The 23,428-nt window shown below is 62.0% G+C and carries 11 protein-coding genes; 4 read left to right on the top strand and 7 right to left on the bottom strand.

Annotation, left to right across the window (positions count from 1 at the left end):
* Nucleotides 1–86 precede the first annotated feature (86 nt).
* The gene (locus NH448_RS20615; RefSeq protein ID WP_253029357.1) at nt 87–1,052 is read right to left on the bottom strand and encodes an oxidoreductase; all 966 of its coding nucleotides are present in this window, start codon (nt 1,050–1,052) and stop codon (nt 87–89) included.
* Between the two features lie 380 nt (nt 1,053–1,432).
* Here NH448_RS20615 and NH448_RS20610 point away from each other — a divergent pair, with 380 nt between their 5' ends.
* Nucleotides 1,433–2,380, top strand: coding sequence for an alpha/beta hydrolase (locus tag NH448_RS20610; protein ID WP_253029356.1), 948 nt, complete (start codon nt 1,433–1,435; stop codon nt 2,378–2,380).
* 279 nt (nt 2,381–2,659) lie between these two features.
* The gene (cysK, locus tag NH448_RS20605; RefSeq protein ID WP_253029355.1) at nt 2,660–3,631 is read left to right on the top strand and encodes a cysteine synthase A; all 972 of its coding nucleotides are present in this window, start codon (nt 2,660–2,662) and stop codon (nt 3,629–3,631) included.
* Nucleotides 3,632–3,744: 113 nt separating this feature from the next.
* Here cysK and NH448_RS20600 read toward each other — a convergent pair whose 3' ends face one another.
* Nucleotides 3,745–4,596: an SDR family oxidoreductase gene (locus NH448_RS20600; protein WP_045993342.1), complete on the bottom strand. Its 852-nt coding sequence runs from the start codon at nt 4,594–4,596 to the stop codon at nt 3,745–3,747.
* Between the two features lie 309 nt (nt 4,597–4,905).
* Between NH448_RS20600 and NH448_RS20595 the strand changes: the two genes are divergently transcribed.
* The gene (locus NH448_RS20595) at nt 4,906–6,879 is read left to right on the top strand and encodes an acyl CoA:acetate/3-ketoacid CoA transferase (protein WP_253029354.1); all 1,974 of its coding nucleotides are present in this window, start codon (nt 4,906–4,908) and stop codon (nt 6,877–6,879) included.
* Between the two features lie 136 nt (nt 6,880–7,015).
* Here NH448_RS20595 and NH448_RS20590 read toward each other — a convergent pair whose 3' ends face one another.
* The gene (locus NH448_RS20590; protein ID WP_253029353.1) at nt 7,016–16,720 is read right to left on the bottom strand and encodes an immunoglobulin-like domain-containing protein; all 9,705 of its coding nucleotides are present in this window, start codon (nt 16,718–16,720) and stop codon (nt 7,016–7,018) included.
* Between the two features lie 967 nt (nt 16,721–17,687).
* Entirely contained in the window at nt 17,688–18,128 is a 441-nt protein-coding gene (locus tag NH448_RS20585) for a hemerythrin domain-containing protein (protein WP_108447580.1), read from the bottom strand.
* 613 nt (nt 18,129–18,741) lie between these two features.
* Between NH448_RS20585 and NH448_RS20580 the strand changes: the two genes are divergently transcribed.
* The gene (locus tag NH448_RS20580) at nt 18,742–19,821 is read left to right on the top strand and encodes a cytochrome c (RefSeq protein ID WP_253029352.1); all 1,080 of its coding nucleotides are present in this window, start codon (nt 18,742–18,744) and stop codon (nt 19,819–19,821) included.
* On the opposite strand, the gene NH448_RS20575 is transcribed toward NH448_RS20580, so the two are convergent.
* From NH448_RS20575 to NH448_RS20565, 3 genes are all read right to left on the bottom strand, one after another.
* Complete coding sequence (locus NH448_RS20575; RefSeq protein ID WP_108447578.1) at nt 19,808–20,296, bottom strand: DUF2938 family protein; 489 nt, start codon at nt 20,294–20,296, stop codon at nt 19,808–19,810. The two genes, NH448_RS20580 and NH448_RS20575, sit on opposite strands and share 14 nt — an antisense overlap.
* Nucleotides 20,297–20,464: 168 nt before the next feature.
* Nucleotides 20,465–21,643, bottom strand: coding sequence for an aminotransferase class I/II-fold pyridoxal phosphate-dependent enzyme (locus tag NH448_RS20570; protein ID WP_253029351.1), 1,179 nt, complete (start codon nt 21,641–21,643; stop codon nt 20,465–20,467).
* Between the two features lie 252 nt (nt 21,644–21,895).
* Nucleotides 21,896–22,774 (bottom strand): MBL fold metallo-hydrolase, encoded by an 879-nt coding sequence (locus NH448_RS20565; protein ID WP_108447577.1) that lies wholly within the window; start codon nt 22,772–22,774, stop codon nt 21,896–21,898.
* Nucleotides 22,775–23,428: the final 654 nt, after the last annotated feature.

Here is a 23,428-nt window from a genome sequence, read left to right as displayed (position 1 = left end):
CCCTTGTCGTTTCCTTCGTGGTTTCCCCTGTAGCTTCCCTTGATGCTTCCCTCGATGCTTCCCACGTTGGTCTGACCGGCGTCGGCTCAGCTTTCCGCCTCACCCCGCTTTTCGCCGTCGCTTTTATTACCGCTTTCGTTGTTGTTTTCCGGACCGCTGTCAGGGCCGGCCTCGTCTCCGTCGACACTAGCACCGCCGCCGTTGTCGTCACTCGCTTTGCGGGCATAGCGTGCCAGCAACCACCTGACGCCTCTCTCCCACGCCCAGGTGGGTAAAAGCCAGTGCAGGAAGATCAATATCCTGGCGTCCCGAGGCCGCGCGTAGCGTCGACGCGGGCGACTGGCGGTCAGGGCATGGACCACCGCCTCGGCGATCATCTCGGGGGTGCCGGCCCGGGAGTGATCGGCGAGGATCTCGGCCATGCCGCGCTTGATCCGCGCATAGGGCGCCTCGGGAGGGTTCTCGCACAAGGGCTTGCGGGCAATCGCCGCCCATTCGCTGCGAATCACCCCGGGCTGGATCAGGCTGACGGACAGGCCAAAGGGGCGCGTCTCGACCCTCAGGGCATCACTCAGCGCTTCCAACGCGTACTTGGTGGCGTGGTACCAGCCACCCACCGGAAACCAGATACGGCCGGCCATGGAGCCAATATTGACGATGCGACCGCGCCGTCGACGTCGCATGCAGGGCAAGACCTCCCGAGTCAACGCCATCAGCCCGAACACGTTGACCTCGAACTGACGCCTGGCCTCCTCGATCGGGACTTCCTCCAGCACGCCATAGCTGCCGTAGCCGGCGTTGTTGACCAACCCATCGAGCTCGACGCCGTCGCGCTCGATACGTGTCAGCACCGCGGCAATGCTGTCGGCGTCGGTGATATCCAGCGCCAGCACCCGGGCGCCCTTGTCAGCTAGGTGGCTCATGCGCTCGACCCGCCGAGCGCCTGCGTAGACGATAAACCCCTGCTCGAGCAGCGCGGTGACGATCGCCTCGCCGATCCCTGACGACGCCCCTGTCACCAGCACGCACCTTTCAGTCCCTTGATGGTTCAACGGCCAAGCTCCCTATCTCATGGATTCGGTTACCACGCTAGCGCGTTTGAATTCGAAGATGGCACTCACCTTTCGAGGTAGGTGCTCGATCTTGTGCTCTTTTAGCCCCGACCATGGTGAAGAGGCACAGGCCTCGGAGAGAAGGCACAGACTCGAGCTTTCATCACGTTATGCTCAAACATGCTTGGACAATCCAGGGGGGCTTCTTATCGGGTAACGCTGATCTAGAGTATGAAGTGCCTTTGAAGCGACTGGCCTCGGCCCTCGGCCGGCCACCGTCTCCCATGTCAGCACCGCCGTTGACACTCGTGCCTGTACCACCGCCATCACGACCGTGTTCATCGGCGCCAGCGCTATCGATAACCGTCCCAGGAGCCGCCATGCCCATCCGCACGATCAACGCCCTTGCCCTGTCGCTCGCCCTTGCCATCACGCCGCTTGCCGTCACACGACTTGCGGCCTTTGCCGACGAGATGCCCGGCCGTCAGTTTGCTGATGTAGGAGACTTTCGCGTCGCCTATCGCGAATGGGGCGAGCCTGGTGACCCGGCGGTCATGCTGATCCATGGCATTCCGCTCAACAGCGTGCTGTTCTCCCGGGTGGGCCCGCTGCTGGCGGAACAGGGCTATCACGTCTTCGCGCCCGGCCAACTCGGGCTCAGCTACACCGACGGCCCCATGGACGCCGACCACTCGCTCAAGGGCCAGGCCGAAATCATGACCGACTTCGCCAATCAGGTCATGCCCGGCCCCTACATCCTGTTCGGCCACGACCTGGGGGGCGGCATCGCCCAGATCATGGTGACCGATCCCGAGCTCAAGGAGCAGAACCAGGTCCGCAAGATCGTGATCGGCAACTCCGCCGTGCTCGACATGTGGCCGGTCCCTGAGGCCAACGCCGCCATCGCCAAGGCCAAGTCCGCCGAGGCCAGCCAGATCTTCAGTGCCGACAACGTCCGCGAGATCGTCAAGAACTTCGCCTCGGCAGGTCTCATGCAGCCGGAGGAGACCCTGACCGACGAGATCCTCGAGGACCTCTACGGCAACTATGCCGAGAACGAGTCGACCCGCAACCATTTCATCGAGTACCTCAAGGCCATGGATAACCGCCTTACCCTTGAGGCCTCACCTCGGATGGTGATGTGGAACAAGCCTGCGATGCTGCTGTGGGGCGTGCATGACCCCTTCCAGCCGCCCTACGTCTCCGGCGTGGCACTGGCCCGCATCATGCCCCACGCCACCTGGGAATATCTGGACGCCAGCCACTTCTATCCGCTGGAGCGCCCCCAGGAGGTGGTCGACGCCTTCGTTGCGTGGGACCAGCAGTAGGAGGTTCCGCCCTTGTCAGCGCTGCTCGCCGGGAGACCCGACCTTGGGTCCTGAACGGCGACGGCGTTCACCATGCCGATCACGCGCCCGCTTGATGCGGGCGCGTGCTGTTTCGCCAGCCGCTTTAATTCCCCTGGCGGTAAGCGAGCCCTCGCTCTCTCGTGGCGGGCGCCAACCTGAGGCATAGTGGACGCTCGATAGATTTCTTTCGCATCCATCATTTGCCCCTGGTCGACTCGCCTGTACTGGCTACCCGGGGCCCTGCAACGGAGGTCAGACATGGTTCGCATCCACGACGACAATGCCCAGGCAATCGGCAACACCCCGCTGGTGCGGCTGAACCGGGTCAATGAAGGCGCCACGATCTGGGCCAAGATCGAGGGGCGCAATCCGGCCTACAGCGTCAAGTGCCGGATCGGTGCGGCGATGATCTGGGATGCCGAGGAACGCGGCGTGCTCAAGCCGGGCATGACCATCATCGAGCCAACCAGCGGCAATACCGGCATCGCCCTGGCCTTCGTTGCCGCCGCCAAGGGCTACCCGCTGACCCTGACCATGCCGGCCTCCATGAGCCTGGAGCGGCGCAAGGTACTGAAGGCCCTGGGCGCCGAACTGGTGCTGACCGAACCGGCCAAGGGCATGCCCGGCGCCATCGCCAAGGCCGAAGAGATGGCCAAGTCCGATCCGTCGACCTACTTCCTGCCCCAGCAGTTCTCCAACCCGGCCAACCCGCGCATCCACGAGACCACCACCGGCCCGGAGATCTGGAACGATACCGACGGCGAGGTCGATGTCTTCGTAGCCGGCGTCGGCACCGGGGGCACCCTGACCGGGGTCTCGCGCTACATCAAGAAGACCCAGGGCAAGGCGATCACCACCGTGGCGGTGGAGCCCACCGACTCCCCTATCCTGACCCAGGCCAGGGAAGGCAAGGAACTCAAGCCCGCTCCCCACAAGATCCAGGGCATTGGTGCCGGCTTCGTGCCGGACAATCTGGACATGGATCTGGTCGATCGCGTCGAGACGGTCACCAACGAGGACGCCATGGCCATGGCCCATCGACTGATGCGTGAAGAAGGCATCCTCTGCGGCATTTCCTGCGGGGCAGCGGTCGAGGCTGCGGTGCGTGTCAGCAAGCTGCCTGAGTTCGCCGGCAAGAATATCGTGGTGGTACTGCCAGACAGCGCTGAGCGCTATTTGAGCTCGGCGCTGTTCGCTGACCTGTTCACCGAGCAGGAACTCAACCAGTAACGTCGCCCAGACGGTCAACAGGCGAGCCGGCCCGTGCCGGCTCGCCTGTCATTTCGATCCCGCCTTTCATCGCTGCCGCTGGAGAGGCGAGTCGCGTAACCAGCCGCGGCATCTCAGGTATTGAGCACCACGCCGCCATTGAGGTGCAGCGTCTGGCCACTCATGTAGGACGACTCTTCGCTGGCCAGGTAGACATAGGCGGGCCCCATCTCGCTGGGCTGGCCTGCCCGATTCATCGGCACCTGACCACCGAACTCGGCGACCTTTTGTTCGTCGAAGCTCGCCGGGATCAACGGCGTCCATACCGGCCCCGGGGCCACTGCGTTGACGCGAATCTCGCGATCCATCAGGGTCGCCGCCAGCGAACGTACCAGTGCCTGCACCGCCCCCTTGGTCGCGGTGTAGTCGAGCAGCGTGTCATTGCCCTTGAAGGCATTGATCGAGGAGGTAGCGATGATGGTATCGCCGGCGTCGAGGTGGGGCACCGCCGCCTTGGACAGATAGAAGTGGCTGTAGACATTGGTGCGGAAGGTCCGCTCCAGCTGCGCATCATCCACCTCGGTAATATCGGACCAGTCATACTGTTCGGCGGCGTTGTTGACCAGGATATTGAGCCGTCCAAAGCGCTCGATGGTGCTGGCCACGGCCTGACGACAGAAGTCGGCATCGCCGACGTCCCCCTTGAGCACCAGGCACTCACCGCCTTCCTTCTCGACCATCTGGCGGGTGGTCTCGGCGTCCTGATCTTCTTCCAGATGCACGATGGCGCAGTGCGCGCCCTCACGGGCATAGTGCACCGCCACGGAGCGACCGATACCGCTGTCGCCGCCGCTGATCAGCGCCACCTTGCCGTCCAGCTTGCCGCTGCCACGGTAGCTGTCACGGATCACCTCGGGCTCGGGCTGCATGGCCGACTCGCTGCCGGGCTGACGATGCTGTTGCTGAGGGGGTTGCTGTGTAGACATGGATCCACTCCTTCGGCTCATCGACATGGCGAACGTCATGACCCCCGCCACCACGGGCATCCCTGGGGGCCGGCGGTACGCAACAGACGTCTGCGGCAGAAGCCCTTCTCTGCACGTGACGTGAAGGTTGTGTACCACTTTTGTATAGAGTGGGACAGTCAGCGACTGACTTCAAGGGCCAAGCAACGACTCTCTCCTTTGCACCGTCAAGCATCTCGACCTCTCGCCGCCTTCATGTCGCTCACACTGGTCCATAGGCTCTGCGTGCCGACGTGCCCCCCTATCCCCATGGCTTGAAAAGGAACACCCATGCCCCATCGCACTCCTCCCAGCGTCAGTCGCCAACGCAACAAGGTGGTCAGTGCCGAGGAGTCGGTACAGCTGATCCGTGACGGCGACAGCCTTGCCACCGGCGGCTTCGTCGGGGTGGCCTTTCCCGAGGCACTGGCGGTAGCGCTGGAGCAACGCTTCGTGGAGTCCGGCCATCCTCGTGACCTGACGCTGATCTACGCCGCCGGCCAGGGCGACGGCAAGGGCCGTGGCGTCGATCACTTCGGTCACCCGGGACTGCTCAAGCGCGTCATCGGAGGCCACTGGGGGCTGGTACCCCGCTTGCAGAAGCTGGCCATCGACAACCAGATCGAGGCCTACAACCTGCCACAGGGCGTGATCTCCCATCTATTTCGCGACACCGCCGCCGGCAAGCCGGGCACCCTGACCAAGGTGGGGCTCGATACCTTTGTCGACCCACGCCAGGGGGGCGGCAAGATCAACGAGCGCACCACCGAGGATCGCGTGCGGCTGATGCCCATCGATGGCGAGGAGTACCTGTTCTACCAGGCTCAGCCGATTCAGGTCGCGCTATTGCGCGGGACCACCGCCGACGCCGACGGCAATGTGACCATGGAGCGTGAGGCGCTGTTTCTGGAGATGCAGGCCATTGCCATGGCGGTGCACAATTCCGGGGGCATCGTCATCGTCCAGGTCGAGAGTCTGGCCGAACGAGGCACCCTCAAGGCCAAGGACGTGAAGATCCCCGGCGTGCTGGTCGACGCCGTGGTGCTGGCACAGCCCGAGCATCACTGGCAGACCTTCGCCACCCAGTTCAGTCGCGCCTTCGCCGGCGAAGTGAAGGTGCCGATGAATGACATCGCCAGCCTCTCGCTGACCGAGCGCAAGGTCATCGCCCGCCGCGCCGCCTTCGAGCTTCGGCCCAACAGCATCGTCAATCTGGGCATCGGCATGCCTGAGGGCATCGCCAACGTGGCCAATGAGGAAGGGCTGCTGGAGTACCTGACGCTGACCGCCGAGCCCGGCGTCATCGGCGGGCTGCCGGCGGGCGGGCTCGACTTCGGCGCCGCCATCAATACCCAGGCGATCATCGACCAGCCAAGCCAGTTCGACTTCTACGATGGCGGCGGCCTGGACATCGCCTTTCTCGGTCTCGCCCAGGTCGACCAGGAGGGCAGCGTCAACGTCAGCCGTTTCGGCCCCAGGCTTGCCGGCGCCGGCGGCTTTATCAACATCAGCCAGAACGCCAAACGGCTAGTGTTCGTCGGCACTTTCACCGCCGGTGCCCAGCTGTCCATCGAGTCGGGAAGACTCAAGATCGACGCCGACGGCAGCCAGCGCAAGTTTGTCGAGCGCGTCGAGCACCGCACCTTCAGCGGCCCCCTGGCGGCGAAGCGCGGCCAGCCGGTGCTCTACGTCACCGAGCGCTGCGTGTTCGAACTGCGCGCGCAAGGGCTGACGCTGATCGAGATCGCCCCGGGGGTGGAACTGGAGCGCGATATCCTGGCGCTGATGGACTTTTGGCCACACATCGACACGCCCCTTGCCACCATGGATCCCCGCCTGTTCGACAGCGCCTCCATGGACCTGCTCGAGACCCTGCTGGAGCGCCCGATCGCCGAGCGCTTGAGCGTCGATCTCGACACCTACCAGTTCTTCATCAACTTCGAGGGACTGGCGGTCAACGACGATGACACCATCGCCACCATCGAGAGGGAGGTCGAACGCCTGCTTGAGCCCCTGGGCCGTCCCGTCTATGCCATCGTCAACTACGACAACTTCACCATCGCGCCGCACCTGGTCGAGCGCTACACCGAAATGATCTGCGGTTTGTCCGAGCGCTTCTACGAGCGCGTCACTCGCTACACCACCAGTGCCTTCCTGCGCCTCAAGCTGGGCGACGCGCTGGAGCGCCGTGCCGATGCACCGCACATCTACGAAAACCGCAAGGACGCCCTGAGCCACCTGCTCGACGAGCAGCAAGACAGCTGACCATTCTGCGGCTCAACTGCCTGTACATCTGCTCGCGAAGAGGCGCCACGACTACCCCCGAGCCAGCGATTCACGCTAGCCATGCGGCAACGGGGGACCGTGCCCCCCGTTGCCACCTGCCGGGCAAGTCGGCAAATCAGATGTCCACGTCGATACCATCCTGGATCTTGAGCACGGCGTTGCCGTTTCCATCGTAGACGTTGTAGGTGATGCCATCTTCCTGCACCTGATTGCCGGTGGCGGACCATTCATCGGCTCTCAAGGAGACCCTGTCTCCGGCGTCACCACGCACAAACAGCTCATCACCACTGGTCATGTCGAGCACATCCTGTGCACTCAAGGTAACGTCATGGTCCTGGCCCTCCCCCATCAGGTCCAGTGTCTCGATATTGCGCACCTTGCCGGGATCGATGTCCTCGCCAAAGCGCAACTCGACCACGTCGTCACCACCGAGACCATTGATCGCCTTGCCGCTGTAGAGCAGCGTATCGCCACCGGTCGTCGGCTCCACTGCGCGGATATCGAGATCCACCTGGCCTTCATAAGGCGGGTCGAGGGTATCCTGACCGTCCACGGTGGCCAGGCTGAAGTCCAGGGTGACATTGCCATCGGTCGCCTTCTGCACCAGCGTCAGCGCATTCAGTTGGTCGATTGAGATGTCATCGATCACATAGGTGTCGGTTCCGGCGTCGTAGGTCCAGTCCAGAAGATTGTCGCCACTGAAGAAGCTGGCGTGCTCCCCCAGCCCCTTGAGGGTCAACGTCACCTGTTCGGAACCGTCTCGATCCAGCACCGAGGCGTTGAGGTTGAGCGGAATTCTGTCGCCCTCATCGCCGAAGCTCAGCAACGGATCGGCCTCGATCGGATCGGCCACGGCGTCCACCAACACCGAGAACGCCTCGTCACCGATGTAACGTTCGCCATCACGGCCGGCGATGGCCGTCACCGACAGGCTATCGGCACCACTGAGGTCTCCGCTCCAGTCACGTGGAGGGATCAGGCCGACGTAGGCCGGCAGACTACCGTCAGGCTTGAGAATCGACCAGCTGCCCTTGCCTACGTTCTCCGCCAGGGTCGCGGAAGCCGCGTCGGCACCCGTCATCACCAGCCAGCCGTTAGGCAGGCCATCGATCAGCACCGCTTCCAGGGTCTGGGAGGGGTCGAGCAAATCAACCTCGAGACCGCTGACATCGATCAGGCTGTCCTCCTCGCCCCGGATGTCGTTGACCGACACTTCCGGCGGCGGCGGCGGTACCTCGACGCTGGCCTGGTCCTGATCGGCTTCCCGATTGGTCGCGTCGGTTTCCTGGGTGGAGCCTTCGGCGACAAGCGAGACGTCTCCCCAGACCCCCACCGCCGGACGGTAGGTCAGATTGACCGTGTCTCCGACTGCGACGCCGTCGATGACGTAGCGACCATCTGATCCTGGCGTCAGCGCCTGGCCGTTGTAGAACAGGGTACCGCCTGGCGCGGCACCACCATCGGCATCGGTTGCTCCACTCTCGTCGAGGGTCAGAACCAGTTGACCGTTCACCAGCGTAACGTCCGGGCTGTCGGCAGGGCTGGTGACGCCGACCTCGAAGTCAACATCACGACCATTGTCGGCCAGCTCGCCCGATACGCTGACCTCGGGGGTATCCGTCACCGGAGTAACCGGGGGGTCCACGGTGACAGAATGTGAGTTTTCCTTGCCACTGGATGAGCGGGTGGTCAGGGTGGCGTCGAAGGTGAAATCTTCGCCATTGTCATTCCAGTTGGCCGGTGGCGTCACGCTGATCGACGCCATCAGGTCATCCAATGCGGCCTGACCACCGCCGTCGGTACTGGCGTACCACACCGATTGGCCGTTGACCGTGGTCTCCTCCATGCCCGTAACCACGGTCCCCGGCGGCAGATTGCTGAGGGTGATGGAGCTGGCACCGTCGTTCCCGGCGATCTGGGCATCGATCAGCTGCGACAGCGGAGACGCCGAGTCCTCGGTCATGGCAGCACTGGAGTCGTTGTCCCAGCGCTCGATATCGGAGGCATCCTCCCCGTCGTTGTCATCGCCACTGCCGCTCAGCGTCCAGCTTGCGCTGGCGCTCTGCTCCAGGGTGTTGCCCCCGGCGTCCTGGGTCACCGCGGTGATGGTGATGGAGTGGTTGTTGATATCGTTCAGTTGCCCCCCTTCCCCCAGGACAAAGACGAAAGAGTGCTGCTGCGGAATGGGGCCGTCGAAACTCTGGGACGGATCCAACTCGATTCGCCACTGGCGGCCGCCGCTGTCACCGGCCACCACGCCGATATATTCGGCCCCTTCCACACTGACGCCCTCCGGCACACCATCGATCAGGAAATAGCGGAGCGACTCACTGCCGTCCTCGTCGGGCTGGTTACCTGCGTCGGCGTCGGCGGACTGATCGACCGCGACATTGACCTGAACGCGATCACCGGTCCCGGCATTGACGTCATTGCCGGTGATGCTGACACCACCACCCGAGAGGTTGACGATGCTGGTGATATCGATGGTCGGCGTGTCGGTGACGGCATCGATGACTACCTGATGAATGGCATCCCTGGGTGCCGACGTCACGTCATCCAACTGACCTTCGTAGCCGGCGTTCGGTGTGTCGGTCACCTGGTAGCGCAGCGCCAGTTCGGCGCTACCCGCACCGAAGTTGGCATCTCCCTTGGCGTAGAGACGCTCCCAGGCGCCATTGGTCAGCTTGTACTCGCCGCCCTCCAGAGTGACATCCGGGTCTGTGGCCGCCGCCTGGGCGAGCGTGGTGCTCGTGGAATTGCCGACGTAGATGGTAAATGGCGCCTGGAGCACATCAGCGGCGTCGATCCACACCGTCTCGAGCATCTCGTTGGTGTCGCCATTCTGTGTTACCAGACTGAAATCGAGCTTGCCCAGGGTATCCTCGACAAGACGCGAATCGGTCTCGATCACCCCTTCAGGACTCGGCGTCACTTCGAACGAGACCTGATGCTGGTCCCCATCGCGTGAATCGCCATCATCTTCGGTCACCACCGGGGTGACACTGAAGTCGACACGACCGCTGAAGTTGTCAGGGGTGGTGATGCGCACATCGGCAAGCTCTCTGGTGACCCAGACCCGCTCGTCGCCCTCGGCATCCTCAGGACTGATCAGCACCGCACCGGCCACGGCGAAGCCTTCGTCCAACCCGCTGATGCGGTAGGCCAGTGATTCAGAGTCATCACGATCACCACTTTGCACCGTGACAAGATCGCTCAATCGTACCTCGGTCACGCCATCGTCCAGCGCCTGCTCCACGTAGGACTCGACGCTGGTGGTCACCTCGGGAGCGTCTGCGACTCCCTTGACCTTGACCAGGATATCGCGTGCTTCACCGGTGAACTCGCTGGTGACGCCACCGAAGGTGTCCACGCTGACAGGTGTTGCCTTGATGGAAAAATCTTCGTTGCTGTCCGGTGGAGGTGTAATGGTGAGAGGCACACTGGCATCGAAGTTGTCGATGATATAGTTGCCATTGCCGTCATCGGCCACCTGCTGACCATTGTAGTGAAGCACCGCCCCATCCGGCAGATCGGACAGGGTCATGCGATAGACCTCGTTGGGATCATCGCTCTGGGGCCGAAGTTCAAGCGCCACCGCCGTGTCTTCATCGGTCTGGGCCACCGGCTCGTAGCCCAGGGACACACGATCCGCTACTGGTTCCTGGACGCGGATGCCGGTCAACAGCGCCTCGCCGGACACCGCAGTGTCCACGTTGCCCTCTCCATCGGTATCCACCGTCTTCGCTTGCACGCGGATCTGGAAGGTGCCCTTGCGATTGGTCGGCGGGCGAAACTCCACGCTGGAAAGATGCTGGACCGGAATTTCTACCGGGGTCCCGTCGTAGGACTTTTCTACCCACTGACCAGCCTCATCGAGATAGCGGAAGCTGGCACCGATCATGTCTCCGGCCTGACCATCCAGCTGCTCTGGCGTCAGTCGGGCGAAGGTCTTCTCCGAACCATCGCTGTCCTGATTCGACCAATCGTCCTTCAAGTCGAAATCATCATTGGTCAGCTTGAACCACTCGTCCTCGGCGACACCGTCGCTGGCGCCATAGGTATGCCCACCGGTCATGGTGAGATCGGCCTTGCCATCGCCATCGCTGTCGCTGACGCCGCTGGCGGCAATGACCTCCGCCTTGGGCGCGACCTTGGGCGAGTAGGTCACCTCCTTGACCTCCTCATCGCTGACAGTAGCGCCATCGATGGTGGCCGTATCGGTGATCCCGACCTTGAGCGTCAGGCTTGGGTCATCGCTCTCGTGGGCCGGCCCGGTCAGGCTGTAGTTCTTGAAGGCACCGCTATCCACGTCACTCTTGGGTACGCTGAACCCGTCGCTGCCGTTGCCGGTGTGCACCAGGTTGCCGTCGGCGTTGCGGATCTCCCAGCCATCGGGTACCACGGCGATCTCGATCGAGGTGATCGTCTCGCTGGTCGCACCACCACCGTCGTCATCCCCGACCTTGAGCGAGGCGAGAAACTTGAAGGCCTCATCTTCAGTACCGCGCGCGCTGACGGAAGGGTCATCCACCACTGGAGTCACATCGATGTCCAGAGTGACTTTGTCTTCCTTCCAGACGCCGTTCGGCGAGGGACCATCGGCGTCGCCATCCCGCGTTCTCAAGGTTACCGAGACTCCCTTGATTTCACCGCTGAAGTCATCCGGCGGCGTAATGGTGATCTTGGGGAAGTCGGTAGTCGAAGCACTCAGCCCACCGGCGGGTACCCGCACCTGGCCACTGGCGCCAACGACTCGCGTCAGGTTGTCGTTGATGGTGACCACGGTGCCCTCGGGCAATCCCTCGAGCAACAGTTCACGATACTCGCTGCCGTCCAGATCCTCGAAAGACGCCTTCAGCGTCTCGCTCAGGTTGAAGGCGACGTCTTCCGCGGTCTTGAAGACCTTGTGATCGGTGTCGTCAGCGAAGGTCAAAGTCACGTCATCGGTGACCGCCTGGACCGTTACCGGGACACGAATCGCCGAGGTGGCTCCCGGGATGCCGCTCAGACGCTCGCCGTCGGCGTCGACCTCATAGCTCGAGACCTGGATCGATAACGAGAAATTGCTGCCGTCCTGTGCCTTCGGCGCTACCTTCAGCCCCTCGAATTCCGCACGGGTCATCACCAGGTCAACGTCACCGTCGTCCAAGGTCGAAAGATGGGAGCCATCGGACAGCTTGATGGTCAGCGTGCTCTTGCCCTTGGTGTCGATAACGCTACCGTCGGCCTTCAGCAGCTTGGCTCCAGAGGGAAGCCCGGACACGGTAATGGCCCCCAGCAGTTCGGGGTTGTCCCCTGCTGCCCCCATGTTCTGATCGGTGGTGTCGGTAGGCGATGGTGCGGCAAGACCAAGCGCCACCGATACATCTTCGTCGGTCGCCGCCGATGATGACGGAAGATCCGGCTTGTCAGCCACGGGGGTGACGGTCACATCGACGTCTACCGAATAGGTGGTGCCGCCCTCTGTATAGGTATAGGTAAAGGCATCGGCGCCACTGTAGTTGCCGTCGGGCTTGTAGGTCAGTCTGCCGTCGGCACCGATGGTGACACTGCCATACTCCGGCGCGTCGCTGATCGCCAGGGTATCTTCGGTAGCGTTGGCGGGGGTGGAGAAGGTTTTCTTGCCATCTTCTTTCAAGGTGATGCTCTGAGACTCCTGCGCCGGGTCATCGACCACGGTCACCTGGAAGTCGTCTTCATCGATATCGCCGTCGCTGTCGATCACCTCGAACGGTAGCGTCAGCACGATATTGCCGTTGCTATCGACCACCGAGGTCACGTGATCCAGCGGGCCCTCCAGGGTGAAGCGGTAGCTGGCATCGTTGCTACCGGCATCGAGCACGCTGATGGTAAATACCGTTTCGCCGTCTGCACGGGCGGTCAAGGTGTGCCCATCACTGGAAAGCGAATAGCCGATCGCCTGATTCTCGGAGGTCAGCCCAAGCTGATTCAGGGTCGCCACGGTATCAGCGGTGAACCGGGTATCGATGCTGTCCTGACCTTTGTTGACATCAAGATCACCGCTCACCGAGCGTTTGCTGGTGTTCGGCTCGGAGCCAGATGCCAGATACTGTTCGTCGAGGCGTCCATCGGTCGGATCACCGATGCTCGGTTCGGTGTCTTTGACCAACACCGGCTGCTGCGCGGTGTTCGACCGAGAGCCGTCTGCATCAATCAGCACATAGCTGAAATCGTCGCGCAGCGTATCGCCGCTGTCATTACCCTGCGGGCGAGGATGGGCGGCGCTGGCGACAGGCGTATAGCTCCAGTTTCCATCACTTGCAACGGTCAGGCTGCCGTAGCGAGTCTCCACAGTCACACTGCCGCCGTCGGAAATGCTGCGGGCGGTCGTGGCACCGCTGCGATCGATAAAGGTGATGCTCTCGACCCGGGCCCCATCGGCGCCCAGGGTGTCGTTGACCAACAGGTTGGTGCCGCTTGTACGCGCGTCGCCCTCGGTGGTGGTCTGCAGAGAGTCGCTGGTGGCAGAGGGACCGTCGTCGCGGATCAGGATATCCAGATTATCTTGACGGCTGTCACCGGAGTCATCGGTCACCTTGACCGCTAGCGAATCCACCACCGAACCACTGGCGTGATTTGCTGGTTTCGTCAACGTATAGGTGTAGGACAGTTCATCGGCAACCGCGTCGTACCCTGTGATCGACAAGGTTCCGTAGGCCATGTCGATAGAGATCGGCTGGCTGGCGCTCGCTGCCTGAAGCTCTGCCAGGGACTTGCTGATGGAACCGAATGCAACACTGGCCACCTCGTCGACTCCGCCCGAGCCGACGGCGATGACTCCCGACACCACATCGCTATCGTCAGCCAGCGAGCCTGATTCGAGGCCGCCTTCGCTGACGCTGGCGTCTCCTGCCACAGTGGGACCGTTGTCATCGGGGATCGTCAGTTCGGGGACATCGCTATGGACGATGACCGTCTTGTCGCCCCCGGCAACCAGCTTCTCGTAGTTACCCCCCGTCAAGGTATCGATGCCAATGGTCCAGGAAGCGGTATCATCGGCGCTTTCGCCTGGCCCCAGATTCTGGTCCTGATCGGGAGCACGCAACGTCACCTGGGCACTGGTGGCGCCCTCGGCGATGACCACTTTGGTGCCATCGTCGAGCGTAATCGTCAGAGGGCCGCCTTGGGGTGGTTCCTCGACGGTCAGTGTGACGCTGACTGCCTGTCCTTCATCCGCATCGTCAGGCGCACTCAGGGAGACCACCACTTCATCGATGGTGTCATTCACCTGAGTGCTGACCGTGGCGGAGTCGACCTCGAGCTTCTCCAGCGTGCCAATACCGCTGGCCGGCTGGCCATCAGGCTCCACTTCCTTCGCCTCACGGATCGAGTTGACCACCTGGCCGGGATCGACGTAGACATCGTCTGATGGCGCGGCCACCGTGACCGAGGCGCTGGTCTGACCCGCCGGTACAGTCAGCGACTCGCCGTTGGCCAAGGTCACAGCGATCGCCTTGTCGGCGCTACGGGGCTGGCCCTGTGGGTCCTGCAACTCCACCGTGTAGGTGATCGCGCCACCTTCCTTCACCTCAGGAGTGGCCTTGAGCACCAGTCGAGTAATGTCGTTGTCGTCCACCATCAGGGTAGTGACGCCATCGCCAAGATCGACCTGGTCGTAGCCGGTGGGCGTGGCCGACTCGATGGAGAAACCCCGGCTCGTCTCCCCCTGATTCACATGCTCATCGGGTCGGCTCGCCACCTGAATACTGGCACTGCGCTCGCCCTCGACAATGGTGATGGTATTTCCGTCTTCGAGCGTCACCACCACATCGCGATCGGCCACATTGTCCATGGTCGCGGTTACGGTAATGAACTCACCCTCGACGACCGTGCTGCTGGCGCTCAATTCGATGCTCAGCGCTACCGGCTTGCGATCCAAGGCGTCGTCGGAGTTGCCCGCCGGATCGGTGACCCGAGCATTTGCCTGAACGTGGGTCTGACCGGCCACCACCGGCACTTCGACGTCGAGCCCATCGCTCAGGTCCTGGGCGGTGACGCTACGCTCGAGCAGCACGTTGCCTTGACCATCGGTCACCCTCAGGGTGTCGCCCACTTCGGTGCCGGCACCCAGGTTCACCCGCGCGGTAACACTGTCGTCGTTGCCGATCTCGCTCTGCTGATAGGCACCATCATCACCGGCCCCGATCAGTGAGATCGTCACGCTCGGCGGCTGGTCGTCGATGGGCTTGGTATCGTCGTCGCTGTCGCTGTTGCCGGCAGGGTCGGTGACGGTGGCGACGACGCTCACGCTTTCGTCACCCGTGGCGACAGGCACTTCGACGTCGAGCCCATCGCTCAAGTCCTGGGCGGTGACGCTACGCTCGAGCAGCACATTGCCTTGACTATCGGTCACCCTCAGGGTGTCGCCCACTTCCGTGCCCGTACCCAGGGTCACCCTGGCGGTGACGCTGCCGTCGTCGCCGATCTCGGCCAGGTTATAGACGCCATCATCACCGGCGCCGGCCAGATGGACCTCCACCGTCGGCGGCTGGTCGTCGATCGGCTTGGTATCGTCGTCGCTGTCGCTGTTGCCGGCAGGATCGGTGACGGTGGCAGTGACGCCCACGCTTTCATCACCCGTGGCGACAGGCACTTCGACGTCGAGCCCATCGCTCAAGTCCTGAGCAGTGACGCTGCGCTCGAGCAGCACATTGCCTTGACTATCGGTCACCCTCAGGGTGTCGCCCACTTCGGTGCCCGCGCCCAGGGTCACCCTGGCAGTAACACTGTCGTCGTCGCCGATCTCGGCCAGGTTATAGACACCATCGTCACCGGCGCCGGACAGATTGACCTCCACCGTCGGCGGCTGGTCGTCGATCGGCTTGGTGTCGTCGTCGCTGTCGCTGTTGCCGGCAGGATCGGTGACGGTGGCGGTGACGCTCACGCTTTCGTCGCCCTTGGTGACCGGCACCTCGACGTCGAGCCCATCGCTCAAGTCCTGGCCGGTGACGCTACGCTCGAGCAGCACATTGCCTTGACTATCGGTCACCCTCAGGGTGTCGCCCACTTCCGTGCCCGTACCCAGGGTCACCCTGGCAGTGACACTGCCGTCGTCGCCGATCTCGGCCAGGTTATAGACGCCATCATCACCGGCGCCGGCCAGATTGACCTCCACCGTCGGCGGCTGGTCGTCGATCGGCTTGGTATCGTCGTCGCTGTCGCTGTTGCCATCGGCGTCGGTCACGGTCGCCTGGACACTGACACTGTCATCGCCGGGCGCAACAGGCACTTCCAGATCGACGCCTTCCGTTAGATCAGTCACCGTGACCGGGCGATCCAGCAGTACACTGCCATCGGCGGCAACCACCACCAGGCGATCACCGACCTCCGTATCGTCACCAAGAATCACTCTGGCGGTGACGCTGCCATCATCGCCGATTTCCGCCAGAGAAAAGATGCCGTCGGCTCCCGCGCCCAACAGTTCGACGCTCACGCTGAGCGCATCATCCAGCAAGGCACCATCATCATCGTCGATGGGGTCACCGTCACGCACTTCAATGCCCACCTCATCCGCCAGAGGGAAATTGAATGCTAGCGGATCCACGTTTTCGACGATGCGCAAAAGGCGTACGAAACCGTGTCCTTCATTACCGCTCCCTCCAGCCGATGAGCTACTACCCGCCTGGGGAGGATTCTCCTCGAGTTCAGCCAGCAGCTCATTCAGGGTTTCGTCACCGATCTCCTCTCCCGTACGACTGAAATCCCCTTCACCGAGGGGCGTGTCATCATCGGGCCCGCGGTAAAAATCGCCCGAATCGGATGGCGAAGGGCTCTCACTCAGCAGTCGAGAAACGAGCACGCCATCCGTCGTCATCAGGTTCAGTCTAAGGGCTGGGTCTCCTTCGAGTACCAAGGTGGCGGCTTGGGGAGCCGAAACAACAGCATCGGTAGATAGGCTTTCGCCTACTCTCAGCAGACGCAGTTGACCGGAGTCATCACGAATCCAGACCTCCCCTTCCATGTCGAGAATTCTAACCCGTGAATTCATAGCACCAAGCCCCTGTCGTAGATCGATTATCATTGTCACTGGCCAGTCACCCAGGCTCCTGGACCGAACCCTCGAAAGGAATGCAAACCGACGTATCGCAACCGGTGAACAAGGAGGGAGACCACATTGATCAGTGCCTTAACACCGGTAAGATGCATCCAAGAAACCTTGCCCGAGTTATAGCACTTTGGAACATTTTGTTACATTTTTAGCTAAAACACGTCTCAAGAATGCACGAAACTGCATATTAGGTAACACTCACGCCTCTGCGTGACACCATGCTTCTCGATTCCAGAAACCACTATATAAAACACTTTATATTATTATTCTAGATATTAAGGTATTATAATTATCACTATTAAAGTACGTTTCTCATCATTCTTTTTTACTAATCTTTTCAGGCGGGCCGACTTGGCCAGGCTGCACCCACCTCTGCCTTGTGGCATAGAGCGCTGGATATTCGGCGAAGCTACGGAGGTAGCACCGTTGAAGGCATTCGCTGGGTGGAGCGCTGGAAACCTGGTCCGCCGGGGCGCCACTCCGACACGCCCGGTCCTAGGCGCTGTCCGAAAAGTCGACGAGCGAAGGTTAGACAAGGCAAAAATCGGTGAGACAGCGCAGTTTACGGGGTGTAAATGAGCATGTTGATCCGATTTTTAACGCCGTATTACCGAGCGCAGGCACTTTTCAGACAAGTCCTAGAGTCCTGTCACACGACAAAGGGCGCCGGAGTTTCCTCCGGCGCCCTTTATGCAAGCGGCTTGGAAAGCGTCTGCCTTCAGCCGGCTTCCCGATCCTGCATGTCCTGCAGGTACTCTTCGGCGAGGTTGGCCTTGGTGGCATCGTCAAAGGCGCGTCCTGCGAGCTGGAACACCTCCTGCTCTTCCTCGTCGAGGTGATGAGTGACCAGATGCTGCAGCTTCTTGGCGCTGGCAAGCCAGCCCGGTGAACTGTAGTCGGTCGTCTCGAGCGCCTCGATCAGCTCATCGATCTCGTGGTGCTCGGCCACGCTGTGCCGCGCCTTCTCCTGGGTCATGTCATGCTCCATCATCGGCATGTACAGCGCCCGCTCTTCTGCGCCAGCGTGGTTCTCGAGCTCCTCCTTGACGCGCTTGAACAGCTCATCGCGCCCGTCACTGTCGCCTTCGGTCTCCACCAGCAGTTCCAGCAGGCGGCGCTGCTTGTCGTGGCTCTCACGCAGGGCTTCAAAGATGGTCACGGATCTCTTCCTCCTTGTCGAAGCGAAGCCAGGATCGCGCCGTCGACGGCGTCTGTTCCATGGCGATGTCACGGCTCTTCCATATACCAAACTTGTACAAGGATGGTTATATTGTTCAAGATCCGCAACCCGAAGCCTACGATCGCCTAAGTCTACCGAGTCTTTTGCCCAATTCTGCTCCACTCCTGCTGGGCTTTACTCCCAGGCCAGACGGCTACGGGAAGAAAGCTTGCTCAGGGAACCCGCGGGAGCGCTTTGCGAACGCTTGAGGACGCTAGCCAGTCGGGCTCGTCCAGGAGACGCCAGGTAGCGACCGCCAGCATTGGGACGGACGTCATTTTCGGGCGGACCCAATTAGCAAATTCTTGTTCGGTACGTGCCAAATCGGGCGGCTTCGGGAACACCTCGAGTCGCACCGACAGGTTGTCGGTTAGCATCCGACAGAGGCTACGTCGACTGACTACAAACTCGGCCGTCGGCCGCCCTGAGTCGGCAATTCCGGCTACAGTGTGTGGGCACCAAGGAGCCGGGGGGTGGACGATGGTGGCTTGCCCAGTCACTCGGAAGCTGCGTTACTGTACATGGACACGCAATAGCGGGAGGACACCCTGCCTTGAGAGCCAGCATTCGACTTGCCGTCATGGCCTCATGCATCGTGCTTTCCGCCCGAGCCGCCGACTCCCCTCCTCTGACATCAGGACAGACCCTCTACCAGCAGGGAACCCACGGCGAGTCGCCTCATACCTCCTGTGCAAGCTGCCACGGTGTCGATGGCCTGGGGATCGATGGCACTGCACCTGCTGTCCATTGGACGGCATTGACCAGCGAAGACCACCAGCCTGGCTATGATCGAACGAGTCTGCTGAAGGCACTGAGTCAGGGCATCGCTCCCGATCAACGCCGACTGTCTGCGCAGATGCCACGTTATGCACTGGACGACGACGTTCTGGACTCGCTGATCGACCACCTGCAACAGCTCTCGGCGGCGACGGACACCGGCATCGAACCCGCACGAGTGCTGGTGGGCATCTCCGGAAATTCGGACCTGGATATCGGCTTCAGCGCGGCCATTGCTGCCTTCAATAGCCAGGGCGGCGCTTTTGGTCGACGTATCGAGGTGACGACGCGGCCTGACGTGTTGACGACCCTGACCGAGATCGACGACCGGCTGGAAGAGCGCTTGCAGACGGCCTGCCTGGTGGCCGCCGTCAGGGAAGTGCGCAATACCAGCGCACAGCGCGTGGGCCTGCTCGGCCGCCATGGCGATGAATTTCGCTTTCGGCTGATGACCATGAGTCTTCCGCTCTCGGCGGCAGCCGATGTGACCCTGGTCGCCAGCGACAATATTGTCGACGAACTGGAAAATGGTGAACTGCTGGACACCCCCAGAACCCTGGTCGGTTGTCTGGATCATCTCGGCGAACACGCCGCTGCCCTGGCAGAAGCCGGCCATGAGGTTATCCTCGCCATACCGCACCAGGACGCCCTGAGCTGGGCCGCCCTCCACGATCAGGGGCCCGAAGCCCTGCGCGGCTACGCCCTTGGCGCCCTGCTCGGAGAAGCCCTGGCTGCAGCGGGGGCCGATCTGACACCGGAGCGATTGAACAAGGCACTCGAGAGCATTGCTCTGACGGCCCAGACCGTCTATCTGGAACCTCGCTTCACCCCGAGGTATCTGCTCAGCCCGCCGTGATCAGACGCGCCGTCAGATACATGCCCAGGGCAAAGACGATATGGCCCACCACGTTGTTCATGCGGGCGAGGCTCGGGTTGGGAGCGCCCGAGCAGGCAACCCCCACTCCCATGCCAGGCTGCAGGATGAACCAGCCCGCGCCTACCGTCACCAGGCCCACGATCAAGGCCGGGCCAAAGGTCGGTGCCAACGCCCAGCCATCTCCCCACACCAACAACAGCGCCAAGGCAAAGCTCACGCCCACGACGTAGTGCATGATCCAGCCGATGGCGAGCTCCCCGCCGATCGCAGGCGAGGAAGCGATCCCCTGGCGATGGACCAGTCTCCCCTTGGGCAAGCCCGAAAACCAGCGGCCGACCAGATGCCAGGGTGGCAGTGGTTGCCCTATCGACTTGTTCAACAGCCAATTCCACAGATCCAGCAGCGCCGTCCCGCCGACACCGATCACCAGGGCAAGACCAAGCGTATCGAACATCCCTTTCTCCTGACACTGGACTCCATCAATCGCCCTGGAGCCGAAGGCATAAGCGCCCATCACACGATCGGCGTCACCACCGACGTGCGCAGGCCAAGCTGAAAAATACAGGCAAGACGATCGCCGTGCCGAGATAGCATCGACCTGCCCCGCCTTCTTCATGCTGCTTCAAGCAAGCCTCAGCGCCTGATCGAGATCCTCGAGCAGGTCTTCCACGTCCTCGAGCCCTATCGACAATCTCAACATGCTGTCCGAAATACCTCTGCGCTGGCGTTCCTCGTCGCTCAAGTCCACGTGGGTGGTCGTGCGGGGCTGAGTCACCAGACTTTCGGCGCCACCCAGGCTTGGTGCCAGGGCAAACCAGCGAAGCGATTCCGCGATCTTCTCCGTCAACGAAAGGTCCGCCTCCAGCTCGAGCGTCAACATGCCCCCGAACCCACGCATCTGCCGCCTAGCCACCTCGTGCCCGGGGTGACTCGTCAGACCAGGATAGTGGACACGACGTACTGCCGCATGCGATTGCAGCGCTTCGGCGATCGTCTGCGCCGAACGGTTGTGCTGCGCCACTCGAACCGACAGGGTCTTGAGGCTTCGCGACAACAATGACGCTGTCTGCGGCGATGGTGCACTGCCCAGAGACTGACGCCACCAATCGATAGGCTCCAGCAACGCACGAGTGCCCATCACCGCCCCTGCGGTGAGATCACTGTGCCCTCCCAGATATTTGGTGGCACTGTGCACCACCAGATCGGCGCCGAGTGGCAGCGGCAGCTGGTTGACCGGCGTGGCAAAGGTATTGTCCACCACCACCAGTGCGCCATGGGCGTGCGCCTGCCTCGCCAGCTTTTCGATATCGGTGATGGCAAGCATCGGGTTGCTCGGTGTCTCCACGAAGACCAGTCCAACGCCCTCGCGTAGCCTCCGCTCGAGAGCGTCGCCTTCATCGCCCAACACCAGGTCGACGGGATAACCGAGGCTTGGCAACCCCTTCGCCATCAGCCCCAGAGTGCCACCGTAGATCTCACCGTAGCCCACCACCCCTTTTTTGCCGTGGGCCAGCAGCAAGGCGCTGATGGCCCCCATCCCTGCACTGAAACTTAGGGCGGCCTCGGCCCCCTCCAGTCCTGCCAACACATCCTCGAGGGCGTACAACGTCGGATTCATGCCATAGCGCGAATAGAATCCTCCACGCTTCTTCCCTTCTCCGACCTCTCGCAGAGAGGCCGTATCATCGAAGGCGAAGGTCGTGGTGTCGTAGATCGGCATATGGGGACTGCCGAAGGGATCACGCTGTTGCTGGCCATGGATGGTGCGCGTCGCCAGTCCGTAGCGGTCGAGACGGGGCATGCTGCCTCCTTTGTGAGCTTGCAAGCCAATCACCGTCTGACCAACCTAGCGTGAAAGCAGACACTTCACCAGAGACGTATGCCCAAGCACCCGCGCTCGCTAACGACGTCGATATCGAAGTCGCTAACGAAAGGGCAAGGCCCGCGGAAGCATCACTGGATGATATTCACCGGACCCTATCGGCAAGCGCCCGCCGCAGGGATATTCATGGACTCCGCTCTCGGAGGCCGTTCTCAGCAGCCGTCACCGCGCTTAAAAGGCGTTCAGCGGGATCTTGAGGTAGCGACGGCCGTTGGACTCTGCCTTGGGCAAACGTCCTCCCAGAATATTCACCTGGAGTGATGGCAGCATCAGCGCAGGCATCGGCAAGTCCTGGTCGCGTCCATTGCGCATGGCGATGTAGCCGGCCTCGTGCTGACCCTGGAGATGGATGTTGTCACGGCGCTGCTCAGCCACCGTGCTCTCCCACCGGGGCTCCCGGCCTCCGGGGCGATAGTCGTGCCCGGTAAATATGCGGGTATCTTCCGGCAAGGCAAGCAGATCCTGTATCGACTGCCACAAGGCCTGAGCGTCGCCACCGGGAAAGTCTGCCCGGGCCGTGCCGAAGTCAGGCTGAAACAGGGTGTCGTGGACGAAGGCAGCATCACCGACGCGGTAGGTCACCGACGCCAGGGTATGCCCGGGAGAGAACATCACTTCGACCTCGAGACTACCGATGGAGAAGCGATCCCCCTCGGCCCACAGCCTGTCCCACTGACTACCGTCGCAGGCCAGCTCCGGCCAATGATAGATATCCTTCCACAGCGCCTGTACCTCGGTGATCTTCTGCCCAATCGCCGTCGGCGCCCCCGTCTGCTGCTTGAGATACTGCGCCGCCGACAGATGATCGGCATGGGGATGGGTATCCAGCACCCACTCCACTTCGAGGCCGTGCTCCTTCACGTAGCCAAGCAGTTCATCCGCGCTGGCGGTGGACGTCGCACCGGAGGCCGCATCGAAATCAAGCACCGGATCGATGATGGCACACCGTCTGGTATCGGGGTCCGTGACCACGTACTGGACGCTCGATGTCGCGGTATCGAAGAACCCCGTCACCTGTGGCCGTCCCTCGGAATGACGAATTCGTTGCATCTGGCACCTCCTTCGCTCTGTGTACGATGAATATGCCATTTCGATCTTTCTTTAGCATCTTTGTTCCATCCAGAGCAGCACTACTCGTCTCATCCCTGAGACTCGCCCTTCGTTCCTCAGGGCCCGCCTGCGGCGGTTCTCCCCTGTTCCCGACAGGGTAGTCGCATGGGGGGAGTCGCCTCGCCTTACTCGGCTGAACGTATAGAGTGCCCTTGCATGCGGCTCTTTACAAAAAAGAAGGCCCGATTATCTTCCGATAATCGGGCCTCTTCTGAATAAATGCCTTATGGACGGGCCGGCCTTCTGCTCTACAGCGCCCATCCGTCCTGGCCGCCGCTCTACCCTGAAGACTGCCGGATGACGCCACCAAGATAACAATGTTTCTCGCATGGGGGTGAGTCACCCCAGGGTTTTGCGGCAACGCCGCAAGGGGTGACGAACGACGCGAGCTTGCGAGCGGCCGGACCGCGCCGAGGGGGTTATCGGCGCGGCCCCACATATAAAAAGCGGGGTCTGCCCCATGCAAGCGAAAAAGCCCAACTCCTCTCGGAATTGGGCTTCTTCTGAATAAATGCCTGACGATGACCTACTCTCGCATGGGGAGACCCCACACTACCATCGGCGCTGAGCGGTTTCACTTCTGAGTTCGGCAAG

It is taken from the genome of Halomonas sp. OfavH-34-E (assembly GCF_024124525.1).
GTDB lineage: Bacteria > Pseudomonadota > Gammaproteobacteria > Pseudomonadales > Halomonadaceae > Halomonas > Halomonas litopenaei.
The sequence above is the reverse complement of the archived record's forward strand: the minus strand, read 5'-3'. Positions and strand labels throughout refer to the sequence as shown.